13 protein-coding genes are annotated in these 13872 nt (G+C 44.5%); 6 read left to right on the top strand and 7 right to left on the bottom strand.

Translation table 11 applies throughout. The features are described from left to right. Positions 1–198 precede the first annotated feature (198 nt). From LYNGBM3L_RS16550 to LYNGBM3L_RS16545, 3 genes are all read left to right on the top strand, one after another. On the top strand, positions 199–393 hold the full coding sequence (locus LYNGBM3L_RS16550; RefSeq protein WP_008185522.1) for a hypothetical protein: 195 nt from the start codon (positions 199–201) through the stop codon (positions 391–393). Continuing rightward, the gene (locus tag LYNGBM3L_RS43720; RefSeq protein ID WP_154659824.1) at positions 362–526 is read left to right on the top strand and encodes a hypothetical protein; all 165 of its coding nucleotides are present in this window, start codon (positions 362–364) and stop codon (positions 524–526) included. Before LYNGBM3L_RS16550 ends, LYNGBM3L_RS43720 begins: the two co-directional genes overlap by 32 nt. A gap of 174 nt (positions 527–700) precedes the next feature. Then, a complete protein-coding gene (locus tag LYNGBM3L_RS16545; protein WP_131827442.1) occupies positions 701–1459 on the top strand; it encodes a phosphoadenylyl-sulfate reductase in 759 nt (252 codons plus the stop codon). 103 nt (positions 1460–1562) lie between these two features. Here the strand turns inward: LYNGBM3L_RS16545 and LYNGBM3L_RS48745 are convergent, their stop codons facing one another. Beyond that, on the bottom strand, positions 1563–1688 hold the full coding sequence (locus LYNGBM3L_RS48745) for a hypothetical protein (protein ID WP_267872047.1): 126 nt from the start codon (positions 1686–1688) through the stop codon (positions 1563–1565). 183 nt (positions 1689–1871) lie between these two features. Then, positions 1872–3047 carry a clostripain-related cysteine peptidase gene (locus tag LYNGBM3L_RS16540; RefSeq protein WP_044493524.1) on the bottom strand — a complete coding sequence of 392 codons (1176 nt, stop codon included), beginning with the start codon at positions 3045–3047 and terminating at the stop codon, positions 1872–1874. Between the two features lie 568 nt (positions 3048–3615). Between LYNGBM3L_RS16540 and LYNGBM3L_RS35425 the strand changes: the two genes are divergently transcribed. Continuing rightward, the gene (locus LYNGBM3L_RS35425) at positions 3616–8214 is read left to right on the top strand and encodes a HEAT repeat domain-containing protein (protein ID WP_229414545.1); all 4599 of its coding nucleotides are present in this window, start codon (positions 3616–3618) and stop codon (positions 8212–8214) included. Here LYNGBM3L_RS35425 and LYNGBM3L_RS16530 read toward each other — a convergent pair. Continuing rightward, the gene (locus LYNGBM3L_RS16530) at positions 8196–8561 is read right to left on the bottom strand and encodes a hypothetical protein (RefSeq protein WP_008185514.1); all 366 of its coding nucleotides are present in this window, start codon (positions 8559–8561) and stop codon (positions 8196–8198) included. The two genes, LYNGBM3L_RS35425 and LYNGBM3L_RS16530, sit on opposite strands and share 19 nt — an antisense overlap. Positions 8562–8815: 254 nt before the next feature. Further along, positions 8816–9811, bottom strand: coding sequence for an RpnC/YadD family protein (locus tag LYNGBM3L_RS16525; RefSeq protein ID WP_008185513.1), 996 nt, complete (start codon positions 9809–9811; stop codon positions 8816–8818). 309 nt (positions 9812–10120) lie between these two features. On the opposite strand from LYNGBM3L_RS16525, the gene LYNGBM3L_RS43715 reads away from it, so the two are divergent. Beyond that, positions 10121–10267 (top strand): hypothetical protein, encoded by a 147-nt coding sequence (locus LYNGBM3L_RS43715; protein WP_154659823.1) that lies wholly within the window; start codon positions 10121–10123, stop codon positions 10265–10267. A 297-nt stretch (positions 10268–10564) separates the two neighbouring features. Here the strand turns inward: LYNGBM3L_RS43715 and LYNGBM3L_RS16520 are convergent, their stop codons facing one another. Next, a complete protein-coding gene (locus LYNGBM3L_RS16520) occupies positions 10565–11155 on the bottom strand; it encodes a DUF2808 domain-containing protein (RefSeq protein ID WP_008185511.1) in 591 nt (196 codons plus the stop codon). A gap of 180 nt (positions 11156–11335) precedes the next feature. Here LYNGBM3L_RS16520 and LYNGBM3L_RS45835 point away from each other — a divergent pair, with 180 nt between their 5' ends. Beyond that, positions 11336–11494: a hypothetical protein gene (locus LYNGBM3L_RS45835; RefSeq protein WP_154659822.1), complete on the top strand. Its 159-nt coding sequence runs from the start codon at positions 11336–11338 to the stop codon at positions 11492–11494. Here LYNGBM3L_RS45835 and LYNGBM3L_RS16515 read toward each other — a convergent pair. Together LYNGBM3L_RS16515 and LYNGBM3L_RS16510 are read right to left on the bottom strand one after the other, a co-directional pair. After that, complete coding sequence (locus LYNGBM3L_RS16515; RefSeq protein ID WP_008185508.1) at positions 11491–13233, bottom strand: serine/threonine protein kinase; 1743 nt, start codon at positions 13231–13233, stop codon at positions 11491–11493. The genes LYNGBM3L_RS45835 and LYNGBM3L_RS16515 overlap by 4 nt on opposite strands. Before the next feature lie 97 nt (positions 13234–13330). After that, entirely contained in the window at positions 13331–13786 is a 456-nt protein-coding gene (locus LYNGBM3L_RS16510) for a helix-turn-helix domain-containing protein (protein ID WP_008185506.1), read from the bottom strand. Positions 13787–13872: the final 86 nt, after the last annotated feature.

Below are 13872 nucleotides of genomic sequence, written 5' to 3'. Positions count from 1 at the left end.
TTCCCGATTCCCGATTCCCGAGTCCCTCACAACTTTGTTACAAATATTTTCAAAATCTGTTATAATGTAAGATTATTTATGTTATAATAAAATTGCCCCAGACGTTAAACGAAACGTTAAACGGGAAGAGCCAGCCTGAAGATATTCCAGGCTGAAGGCTGGCTCTAGGACCCCTTATAACAGGAGATACATTAAATTATGTCCTATGCTGAACGCCTACATCCATGGGTGGTGGTGCGCTTATTACCACAGATGCAACGAGTGATTGTTGCTCGGTTCCGCAAACGTTCGGATGCGGAGGGTCATATGCAGGCTCTGAAACGGCTAATGCCCGATGCTCAATTTGTGATTATATTTGATATTGGCGAGCCGATCACTGAAGAAGACTCTTAGGATTATCGGGAGTCGGGAGTCGGGAGTAGGGAGTCGGGAATCGGGAGTCAGATCAGCGTTCCCTCTTGCCTTTTGCCTCTTGCCTCTTGCCTCTTGCCTCTTGCCTCTTGCCAAAGAGATTATTCACAAATAAATTACCATAACAATATATCCAGAGTAAAAACAAGACACTACCACCATGCCGCGACTGAATCTGATCGTTTCTGATCAAGCTTCTGGAAATCAACAGGCTGCACCTATCGAAAGCCCTGATCACCTCGATGGGAATGGGAAAACAAACCAGCTCCAATCTCAGCAGTTAGACCCCATGACCGGGGTGACATCAAACCCAATTGAGCTGGATTTGGAAGCAGTAAATCAGCAACTGACTGACACTAGCGCTACCAAAATCGTAGAATGGGCAGCTGAAACCTTTGGTGATGGCTTAGTGATGAGTAGCAGCTTTGGGATCCAGTCAGCGGTCATGCTGCACTTGGTCACTAGTGTCGTTCCAGATATACCGGTAATTTGGATAGATACGGGCTACCTACCGGTGAAAACCTATCGATTTGCCGAGGAGTTGATCGAACGACTCAACTTGAATGTTAAAGTATACCAGTCTGCCATGAGTCCAGCACGGATGGAAGCCTTGTATGACAGACTCTGGGAAAAGCAGGATGTAGAATCCCTCAACCGCTACGACCAGATCCGCAAGGTGGAACCGATGCAGCGCGCTTTGCGGGAACTAAACGCAACGGGATGGTTAGCAGGATTGCGCAAGCAACAGACTGACCACCGCAAGAGTATGGGCTGGGTTAACAAGCAGGGGGAGCAGTATAAGATTTTGCCAATTCTTAACTGGCACTCTAGGGATATCTATAAGTATCTCACCGCTCATGACTTACCCTATCATCCCATGTTTGATGAGGGTTATACAACCGTCGGTGATTGGCATTCCAGCCGACCTTTATCCTTTGATGATCAGGATGAACGGGATACCCGTTTTCATGGCCTTAAGCAAGAGTGTGGTATACACTTGCCTGAAACTCCTGGTGAAGCTGCAAGTCTTGATTCTAGCTCTCTGTAATAGGGAACAGGGAGTAGGGAGTAGGGAATTGGAATGCGTACGCGGGCATCTTGGTAGAACTGGCATCTTGCCAGTTTGCTACTATCACAGATGTGTAAGCTTACTATTCCGATAGTGCCTCTAGAAATAATGAGTAGAACTGGCATCTTGCCAGTTTGCTACTACTATCACAGATGCCTACGCTTACTGTTCCGATAGTGGCTCTACAAATAATTGGTAGAACTGGCATCTTGCCAGTTTGCTACAGTAGTCTACAAATAATGTGATTGGCCTACGGCCACGCTACGCGATCGCATACTAGTTTAATAGTGCCTCTACAATCATGCGATCGCATACTGCTTCAATTTTGTAACTATTTTTTTGACAAATTGCACACAACCTTAACTTGTTACCAATACACTTCACCCAGTAATCAACTGGTAACTATTAATCTGTATAAGCTTACTAAATCAACTTCTTGATATAAAGCCAGTGAACTGTAGCGAGAAGTAGCCTGTTCAGTTTCTGGAAGATATAAACTTAGACCACATAATTCCTTTGAATTGGTATTGCTAGGAGGACGGCCACCAAAAAATTCTCCTCCTGTTTTGTAGGAGGTAATAACTGATGAACGCAGAAAATCAGCAAATTCAGTAAACTCATTTTGTCTTTGACTGCTGCTCCTGAACAGATGACCAAGTAAAACAAGTGCATCACAATGCTGTTCACCAAAATAGTGATAGGTTGGGAGTTCTGAGTCTCTAATTGCTGGCAAACGGCTGTTGAGAATCGGCTGAAGTAACCGTGAGAGTTTATCTGGAATACCCTCAACGGCTTGGTTGTCTACCAGTGTCAGGGTGTGATACATATCAGCCCTCTCAGAATCCATGATAGCTATGGCTGCTTCACGTCCACCAACCGATGGCTTTTTAAGGTGATTGAGAAAGCTCTCGTAATAGTAATTCGGGGCACCAAGAGTCAGCTGAGAGGCAAGGGTATATCGAGCACAATTCCTGACTTCGTATACAACTTCCAGCGTAGCTTTGTTGCAATTCTGAAAGAAAAGTAGCTCAACTCGTCCATTAGTAGCTTGGTTAAATTTACTAACCGCATTGGCAAACTGGTCAACTCTCATCCAAGTCCGGGTTTGACCAGTTGTCTTGTGATCATCAGGACTAATTTCGTTAATTTTTCCACCGTGACCAACAACAATAACCGCCCAAGACTCTGCTTCAAAGGTTTGATTTGCCCAATCAAGATACGCTGAAAAAGCTGATACGTCACTACTGTTTTCCCCTGCTACATCAATCTCATTGGTAATCCCATTAACAAGCTGACGACGACGCATTTTTGGCTCGCCCCAGTAGTCTGATTGAACGACTACAGCAATTTCAGAGTTTTTCGTACCACGGGTTAACATTTCAACGATTGGCTCACCAAAACGTACAAGGTCGTTATCGTATGGCATCCAATACAAGACCACCCATTGATGACGTGATTTAGTTTGGAAAGACTGGGAACCCACGGCAGAAGAAGAATTCCTACTTACGACTCCAGCAAAGCAAGCTGAACTTAACGCAACATAACGACAGAACTTTCTTCGTTTCATGATCACGACAGAAATGTAAATTCAAGCTTTGTAGCTATATTGATAATAACTTAACCTTAATACCAACAGATAATATTTCGGCTACCGCCATCAGCGAGAGCTTAAGCAACACAATTAATTACTATACTTAGTATACAAAAAAATTTTAGATATTAACCATTTGTAACAAGTTTAAATAAAGTAATATTTTTCAATAGGTCTTTGAGTATAAATAATCAATTTATATTATAATAATAATCGTGCCCTTTAACATAGTATTTAACTTTAAACCGTAAGCTATCAGCTATAAGCTATCAGCTTATGGGTATGCTCCGGATGCATCTCCTAAAAGCTGTTTGACCCGGTGGTGCGTTACGGGCAGCAACCTAACCATGGCTACTGAGAAAATCCCCCGCCCCCTAACGCACCCTACGCAATATTTTTAATGAGATGCACCCAAGGCGAACTGTAGCCTAAAAATAATGCGATTGGCCTATGGCCACGCTACGCGAACGCTTACTATTCCGATAATGCCTCTACAAGAATACGTGGAACAAGCATCAAGCCAGTTTGCTACAGTCTAGAAATAATGCGATTGGCCTATGGCCACGCTACGCTCCGGAAGCTTCGCTTCCGCGCTTATGCGATTGGCCTATGGCCACGCTACGCGAACGCATACTATTCCGATAGTGCCTCTACAATCATGCGATTGGCCTATGGCCACGCTACGCTCCGGAAGCTTCGCTTCCGCGCTTATGCGATTGGCCTATGGCCACGCTACGCGAACGCATACTGGTTCAATCGTCATAACCTTGGCCTTTGGCCACGCTACGCGAACAACCAACTAACCTTGGCCACGCTACGCGAACAACCTTGGCCTTTGGCCACGCTACGCGAACAACCAACTAACCTTGGCCTTTGGCCACGCTACGCGAACAACCTTAAACCTTCAACCCGATTAAACCTTAAGATGGTCACTTGGGATCCCTATCTAGCATCAATCCGTGACACCTACGCCCAATCGTGGCAAGTTTATACCCTAAGCGATGTCGAAGACCGCAAGCGCAAGCAGCAGCAACAGACCCCGATGCTGTTCAACTTTGACCTAATGGTCGAAACCATCAAGTCGGAGCAGCCACAAAGAAACCAGAATCGGGAAGAAACTGAACGCTTGCCTGTTCTAGAAGGATTGCTCAAGTATGCTAATGACCATGTATTACTGGTGGGACGTCCGGGTTCAGGCAAATCCACCGCCTTAGTCCAATTGTTGGCAAATGAAGGGATACAAGGGAAAATTCCGGTGCTGGTGGAACTGCGATATTACCAGACATCGGTGTTGGAGTTAGTGCGGAATTTTCTGAAACGCCATGGTGTACTCCTCGACTCTACCGAAATCGAAAGACTATTGTTTCAGGGACAATTCTTGCTACTTATCGATGGCGTGAACGAGCTACCCTCAGAGGAAGCACGCCTACATTTGACTCAGTTTCGGCAGGATTACCAGAAGACTACTTCCATGATTTTGACCACTAGGGATTTAGGAGTGGGTGGTGACCTGGGGATTGAAAAGAAGTTGGAAATGCAACCCTTGAGTGCAGCCCAAATGTCGGAGTTTGTCCGCAAGTATTTGCCACAACAGGGGGAGCAGATGCTTAAGCAGTTGGGCGATCGCTTACGGGAGTTTGGGCAAACCCCCCTACTATTGATGATGCTATGTGACCTATTTAAGTCTATAGGTAAGATACCGTCAAATCTCGGTTTAGTGTTTCGGTTATTTACCCAGTCTTATTCTAAGCAAATCAAGCAAGATGTTAAGGTTTCCGATAATCAATCAAGAAAATTTTGGCCTGAGCTGCTGCAACAGTTAGGGTTTGTGATGACAACAGGGGATAATCCTGATAAACCCGAGGAGATCAGCGTTGCTATTGCTAAAACAAAAGCTGAGGAAATTTTAACTAACTATCTACTTAATAAGGCTGTTGTTAATCCTAATGTTTGCGCCAAGACTTGGCTTGATGACTTACTCAACCATCACTTGATTCAAGCATCAGGAGAATTGATTGAGTTTCGACACCAACTGATCCAAGAATACTATACAGCAGAATATTTATTGAAGCAATTACCAAACCTTAGGGATCAGGAGTTACAACAAAACTATCTCAATTATTTGAAATGGACAGAAACTCTGGTGCTGATGCTGCAATTGGTAGATGATCAAGCCCAAGCACAGCGGGTGGTAAGGTTAGGGTTAGATGTGGATTGGCAACTGGGAGCCAGGTTAGCAGGAGCAGTAAAACCCAAGTTTCAGGAAGATACTGTCGAGTTGGTGGCTAGGTTAGAGGTTCCGAAGTCTTTTAAGGTTGAGCTGTTGGAAATAACTAAATCAGACAGAGCGATACCTGAACTAAGTAAATGCCTGGATGATGACGACTCATCTGTGCGTACTAGTGTGGCAAAATCTCTGGAAAAAATCGGGACAGAAGTGGCGATTGACCCCTTAATTAAATGCCTGGATGATGACGACTCATCTGTGCGTACTAGTGCGGCATCTGCTCTGGGAGAAATCGGGACAGAAGCCGCTATAAACCCCTTAATTAAATTGCTGGATGATCCCAACTCATTTGTGCGTACTAGTGCGGCATCTGCTCTGGGAAAAATCGGGACAGAAGCCACCATAGACCCCTTAATTAAATTGCTGGATGATCACTACTCATCTGTGCGTACTAGTGCGGCATCTGCTCTGGGAGAAATCGGGACAGAAGCCACCATAGACCCCTTAATTAAATTGCTGGATGATCACTACTCATCTGTACGTATTAGTGCCGCAAAAGCTCTGGGAAAAATCGGGACAGAAGCCACCATAGACCCCTTAATTAAATTGCTGGATGATCCCCAAGATTCTGTGCGTAGTAGTGCGGCATCTGCTCTGGGAAAAATCGGGACAGAATCTACGATAGACCCCTTAATTAAATTGCTAGATGATGACCACTATTCTGTGTGTATAAGTGTGGCAGATGCTCTGGAAAAAATCGGGACAGAATCTACGATAGACCCCTTAATTAAATGTCTGGATGATCCCAACTCATTTGTGCGTAGGAGTGCGGCATTTGCTCTGGGAAAAATCGGGACAGAAGCCGCTATAAACCCCTTAATTAAATTGCTGGATGATCCCAACTCATTTGTGCGTAGTAGTGCGGCATTTGCTCTGGGAGCAATCGGTACAGAATCTACGATAGACCCGTTAATTAAATTGCTGGATAATTCCCACTATGATGTGCTTATTATTGCGGCATCTGCTCTGGGAGCAATCGGTACAGAATCTACGATAGACCCGTTAATTAAATTGCTGGATAATTCCCACTATGATGTGCGTATAAGTGCCGCAAAAGCTCTGGGAAAAATCGGGACAGAAGCCACCATAGACCCCTTAATTAAATTTCTGGATGATGATAACTATTATGTGCGTATAAGTGCGGCAGAGGCTTTGGGAAACATCGGGACAGAAGCCACCATCGACCCCTTAATTAAATTCCTGGATGATGATAACTATGAGGTGCGTATAAGTGCGGCAGAGGCTTTGGGAAACATCGGGATAGAAGCCACCATCGACCCCTTAATTAAATTGCTGGATGATCCCAACTCATTTGTGCGTAGTAGTGCGGCAGAAGCTCTGGAAAAAATCGGGATAGAAGCCACCATCGACCCCTTAATTAAATTGCTAGATGATCCCAACTCATTTGTGCGTATAAGTGCGGCAGAAGCTCTGGGAAAAATCGGGACAGAAGCCACTATAGACCCCTTAATTAAATGTCTGGATGATGACGACGTTTTTGTGCGTATTCGCGCGGCAGAAGCTCTGGGAAAAATCGGAACAGAAGCCACCATAGACCCCTTAATTAAATGTCTGGATGATGACAACGTTTTTGTGCGTATTCGTGCGGCAGAAGCTCTGGGAAAAATCGGGACAGAAGCCACTATTCCTAAACTAATTAATCGCCTCAACAACGAAGAATTGGCAGCAACTAATTATAACGATATTTTTAAGAAAACTATAAATATCATTAACGCCATTCAAGAGCGCTGCCAAGTCTACAACCCAACCTATCGTCCCAAACCTACTCCCAAAGACGATTCTCCCAAATTTATTGCCACTCAAACCATATACATCCTCCACCTCTCGGACCTCCACATCACCACCCTTGACCAAGCTAAGAATTGGTCAAACCAACTCGCCCAAGACCTCAAGCAAGACCTTCAAATCCCTCACCTTGATGCTCTTATCCTCTCCGGTGATATCGCCAATTATTCCACGCAACAAGAATACCAGGCTGCACAACAGTTTCTCCACAACCTCCGCCAAGACTTCCCCCTAGACCCGAAGCAAATTGTTCTAGTTCCCGGTAACCATGACCTCAACTGGGACCTCGCAAAAGAGGCTTATGAGTTATGCGATGCTCTTTCAGAGCCGCTACGCGAACGCACAAAAGACCACGATAAACTCCAAGACGGTGACTACATCAAAGTCACTGATCAGGTGATTCGAGTCCGAGATGACACCAAATACCAACAACGCTTTGCCCACTTCAGTCAATTCTATCAAGCCATCAAAGCTCAACCCTATCCCCTGGACTATCACCAGCAAGGGATGATCTACCATCTCCCAGACCAAAACCTGCTGATTCTAGGACTAAACTCCGCTTGGCAACTGGATCACCACTTCAAAGACCGTGCTAGCATTCACCCAGTTGCTCTGGCTAACGCCCTGACCAAGATTCGCCTTAATCAAGACTACGGCAAGTGCCTGAAAATAGCGGTTTGGCACCATCCCCTGAATAGTAACGGAAGCGATCGCATTACTGACCAAGGATTCATGGAACAACTCGCCCAAGCTGGATTCCGCTTATTCCTCCATGGACACATCCACAAAGCTGAAACCAGTCTTTTCCGTTACGACCTCAGCCAAGATGGGCGCAAACTCGATAGAATTTGTGCTGGCACCTTTGGCGCACCGACCAGAGAACTAGTAACCGGTTATCCCTGGCAATATAATCTACTGAAAATTAACGGTAATCAGCTCACTGTCCGCACTCGCCGCCGGGAAGAAGAAAATGGTGCTTGGAAACCTGATTCACGGTGGACTCAGGGTCCAGGACAAAGTGGTTTGGATTCTTATTCCATTGAGTTGTAGGGAGTAGGGAGCGGTGCGACCCGTGGCGAATTTAATTCGCCTACGGAAAGCGCACCGAGGGAGTGATGTTGTGCCAAGAGCTGCTCAAATTCCTCAAGGGAGTTACTCTTAAGAGAGTGATCAATCAACTGTTTCAACACAGAGATATCTTCTATGGCATTAATCGCTACCACCAATTCCGGTGATACCGATTCAAAGTGATTTTGTAAAATTTTAACTACTGTCTCTTGTAAGCCTTTCCGACATTCTTGAAGTCCTTGTTGAAGTCCTTGTTGAAATCCTTGTTGAAATCCTTTTTCAAAACCTCTCTTCATTGCCCTTTCTTCGACTCGACTAATCAAAGGCATCTGTCTTTCCTCCTGATAACGTTCAAGTTCTTGATTCAGCTCTTTTTGTAACTATTCCGGTCAAGCGATGATCTAGTCAATACACTGGCTGCAAGTGATTAATTCGGTGGTGGGCAGTGCCTAGGAACACCCAATGCCGCAGCTGATTTTATCTGTTTGATGCACTGCCCACCCTACATCAAATTGGTGGAATGGGCATCAGGTGTGGAACGGGCATTTTGGTGGAACGGGCATCTTGCCCGTGTCCTTACTCTTCAATTCTCCTGACTAAGCTGATGTTGTGCCAAGAGCTGCTCAAATTCCTCAAGGGATTTACTTTTAAGAGAGTGATCAATCAACTGTTTCAACACAGAGATATCCTCTATGCTATTAATCGCTCCCACCAATTCCGGTGATACCGATTCAAACCGATTTTGTAAAATTTTAACCACTGTCTCTTGAAGTCCCTGTTGAAGTCCTTGTTGAAGTCCTTGTTGAAGTCCTTGTTCCAGACCCCTCTTCATTGCCCTTTCTTCGACTCGACTAATCAAAGGCATCTGTCTTTCCTCCTGATAACGTTCAAGTTGTTGATTCAGCTCCAGTTCTAACTCTTCCGGTAAAGCCATCATTTGGTCAATACACTGGAACAGCTTCACTATATCGTTTTTACTATAACCTCGTTCAAAAAGTCTCCGAACTAGGTACCACTTCCATCGCTTGCGCTCCATTGGTTGTTTATGGGTAGCTTTGGTCTTTAGATGAGCCATCACCACTACTGCAAAGGGATTAGTACTCGATTCCAACACCTGCCACATTGACTGATAGTTCAATAATTTAACTATCGGAAATTCTAGACTCAGGCGACAACCTCCCAAGCCATATTCATAGGACGATGGAGACCAAGACGCATTTTCATCTCCCAATACCGCTAAGCTAATCACAGGTTTTTCGTACAGGTCAAATGCCCTGTAATGATATTGGTACATTCGCTTAGCAAAGGTTGATTCTTTTTGGCTTTGTACCTCTACATGAATCAAGACCCAAGTTTCATTTCCACCACAGAGCCACACCTGGAATAATTTATCAGCGATTCGTTTTCCTGATTCAGCAGCACCAACTATCTGCTGTAGCTCTGTATCAAGGGCTTGGGGTGTCTGATTCCAATCAATCAGAGTGTGTACTTGGGGAAAACAAAACTGCAAAAATGACTCAAAATACGCTTGTAATGCTTCTTTCCAAGGATTGTCATAGTCAGCTATGGGTTCGTTCATTTCTATTTTTTAATTCTAGACTAATCCTAAAAACCATCTCATCAAAAAGAGATAAATGCTCTCATTACTGTCATGGTATTCAGTGTAGTACATTGTATAGTTAAATAGCAGATTATGGCGAGATTAATACTAAAATTACTGAAAGCAATCTCTAGGATTTATAAAATAAGTGAAATCGACAATTTAGTAATTTTATGGAATAGGGATGCAGCCAGTAAAAAGGGGAGCCAGTTGCTGATATGACTCCCCATCTTCTAAAGTTTCCTGTGTTTCATTATTCCCATCAGCTGACTGGTATTAGAAAAGCGATTGACCTTGGCCTTTAGGCCACGCTACGCGAATGGTCACGCTACGCGATCGCTTTTCTATACTGTCGTTCTTTGTGATCAAGCTTCAGCTCCATTTCTTACTATTCCGGTAAAGCTATCATTTGCTAAATACACTGGCTACAAGTAATTAATCCGATGGTGGGCAGTGGGTACCAACGCCCTCCAGCTGATCTTATCTGTCTAATCCACTGCCCACCCTACATAACATCAGCTATTCCGGTCAAGCCATCATTTGCTAAATACACTGGCTACAAGTAATTAATCCGATCGTGGGCAGTGCCTACTAACGGGCTTTCCCAGCTGATCTTATCTGTCTGATGTACTGCCCACCCTACATAAACTTCCCACTGAATGCTGATAGCTTAATGCTGATAGCTTAATGCTGATAGCTGAATGCTTACACTAGGACTAACCCACTTGCCGGTTAGTCTCCAAACTCATCAAAAAACAACCTACGGCTACCTAAGAATAAACCAGGGCTATTCTCTCCAGTAGAAAAAGCCGTGACTCCAAATAAATAAGAACCACTAAACTCAGGATTTTCCTTAGCTCTAACCGAAACTGTAATCGTTTGACCAGGAGTGACCGGTGGATCAAACACAACAGTTACTTGATCCGAGTTAGACGATTCATTCCCGCCAATATTCGCCAAGGTCAGGGATGAGCCACCAGCAAAAGTATCGCCCACAAACCCACGACTCTTTCTCGGATCAAATTTGACTTTCTCGATATTAGTTTTATTCTGGGTAATCGTTACAGCTTGCAAAGACTCTCCAGCATCTTCAGGTAATCTGAGGGTGAATTGGTACGTTGATGGAACCCTTACTCTAGTAAAGCTCGTAGCTGCCCTAACTAAACGCGGAGCACGGTTAAACACAGTCTTACCATTACCGATTTCAATCGTCTTAGCAGGTAAGCCATAAAGAGTAGTGGGTAGCAATATACCCAATAAAAATGCACCAGAGCCTAGAAGACGAGCCTTAGTTAATCCCCAACGTGCTATATTATTAGTCATCTCAATCACCTCTAATCAAGAAAGCGCCCGAAAGAAATTGACTGTTTAACGAAAAATTGTTAATTAACCAATACCCTTCAAGGATAACTACTCTACCGGACTTAATCTTAAGTATCAGACTCTTCCGTTAAAATTACGTGATATCTACCTTAGAAAACCATAATAAAATCGAGTATAGCGTTGCTCATACCTATTAGATACACAGGATTTTTTACCACTTCCAACTTCCCTACTCCCTACTCCCTACTCCCTACTCCCTACTCCCTACTCCCTACTCCCTACTCCCTACTCCCTACTCCCTACTCCCTACTCCCTACTCCCTACTCCCTACTCCCTTAACGCCAACCAAACCAACGCATTACTGGCACTAGCAGGTAACAACTCACCCCTAGCCAAAATCCTTCTAGCATAGCCAACATAGCAAAAAAAGTCATAGGCTGATAGAAATCCAGTTTACCGGTTCTAGAAAAGGAAAACATATTAACCACAAATCCTGCTGGCAATAGATCAGATGACACTAGACCCCCAAATACGCCACCAGTTCCTGCTGCCACCACTAAGGCATGAACAAGATTATGACTGGGTAGCCCTAATCCTAGTACCAGGAGCATTACTGTAACCGCAGTAATCCATGGCAGCAACCCCTGGTCAGGTACATAAGACACCAATAATAGCGTAGGTACCGTTGCCTGCCACATCAACCATCCCAGGCTATAACCAAAAATACCCATTATCCCTGCCACTAAAAAACGCCGCTGCTGACCAAAGCCTCCTGCAGCGGTCAACCCCCAAGCTGTACCTAAGCCAGCCGCCCCAAACAACAGCATTTCTTGCCACATCGTTATTTGCAGCGAAGGCAAGATCATATACAGTTGGTCAGAGAGCCAATTTGTCACTTTCTCCCCAAGACTTGTCCAATTCAATACCATAAACCCAACCGTTGCACAAAAAACTCCCCCAAAAGCTCCGAGGAACATCTCCCAAACACTATCGAGACAAGCTAGTGCGATGCTGATCACTACTGCTAATAGGAAATGTTTTAGGGATGTGATCGAATGAGTCAACCCTGTCACAGATTGTGTTAGTTTAGGGCTAGATAACCCCAGAGCAGCTACCTGATTTCCTTGAAACGAATAGACTGGTGCTGGGATAGGCTGGTAACTAGGGCTAGGAGTCATACCTAGACGCAGATGAATCTCAATGGTAGTTGTTGGTCGTTGTTGGGGTACTACGCTGAGCATTTCATCTAGCAAGTCCGCCAAGTCATGACTTACCACTGCCTGCTCTCGCCACCGAAATTGACCAGTTACTGGGTCTTGTAAATCCTTCAACTCTTGACCAGTCAGTAAATGAATCATGGTTCGACTCAGGGCATAGAAATCAGCAGCCGGTCCAATGGCTGCACCAGTTATCTGTTCCGGTGGAGAGTAACCTGGAGTAATCAACCGAGTCGAATCATTCTGAGAAAACTCAGAACCCATACTCAATTGTTTAGCTCCCCCAAAATCAATCACCACTAGCTCTCCGGTGGTTTCCCGTAGCATTAAATTTGAGGGTTTGATGTCACGGTGAATCACTCCACAATTGTGCAACACCTGTAAAATTTCTGCTGCCTGGTAGAGCCAGTCTCGCACTAATATCTCTGGACATCCCTGAGGATGATCCCTGAGCATTTGCTCCAAGGTTGAACCGTTGATTTTTTCCATAACCAAACAGTGCAGGTCTGGCTGTGCCTCAACACCTAGATCAACGACAAAATAGCTATCTTGCTCAACTTTGGGAATGCCTGGATGATCCAAACCTTGCAAAACATCTGCCTCTTGCTGAAATAGCTGCAATACCTTCGGTTTAGTATCCAGCAGAACCTTCAGCACCTTTTCTGTCTTCGACTGCAAATCCCAAACGGTGTATATGTTGGCAAATCCTCCTGAACCCAAAAGCTGGAGAGGAAAGTAGCGATTCTTGAGCTTTAACTTTGCTCCACAACCATTGCAAAAGTTGTTATCCCTTGGCTGAGGGTAGGGTGCTGGGCAATTGGGATTAATGCAATGAATTGATTCAGCAACAAATGGATGCACAATACAGCTCAAGAGACATTGTGATTTGATTTTATCGAACTTAGGAATTTTCTGATTAGTTAATTGAAATTTTGATCAAACGACCTTTAACTTTCTCCTAAGCACCACTGGCGGGAAAACTGCCACCGATAAAGTGAATATCACTGAAGGTTTCGATCCACAGACGAGCTCCACAATCAAGAGGGTTATCCGGCTGATACACAATCCGACACGGACCGAGGATTTCTACCTGGTTGCCATAGTTATTGTGGCCACTTCGTTTTACCGAAATCACTGGTAGCCGCTCTTCAGGGCTTTTGTGGTTATTGGAGCCAATTCGATTACGATTGACATTAATTTTGGCTAAAGCCGGAGGACGACTTTTACGCCAAGTTCCTTTCGGTCCCCGGTTCTTCTTGGTGATTTGCGGCAAATAGTTGAACAGGGGAATAATCCAGAATTTACCGCTTTTATAAGCACCCCTTACTCTACCGGACTCAAGCAGTTGCCGTAATCGTCGAGGAGTTATACCCAACAGAGATGCTGCTTCAGTAGTACCAACACACTTGTTCATTTGTTATTTTCCTCTCACTTAGATTACTATTCCGATATCAGTATTATAACTAATCATCAAAGAATTGGCAAGGACACAAGCCAAAT

Origin of the sequence: Moorena producens 3L, from assembly GCF_000211815.1 — a bacterium.
Classification (GTDB): domain Bacteria; phylum Cyanobacteriota; class Cyanobacteriia; order Cyanobacteriales; family Coleofasciculaceae; genus Moorena; species Moorena producens.
This window is presented reverse-complemented; position numbering and strand designations above follow the sequence as displayed.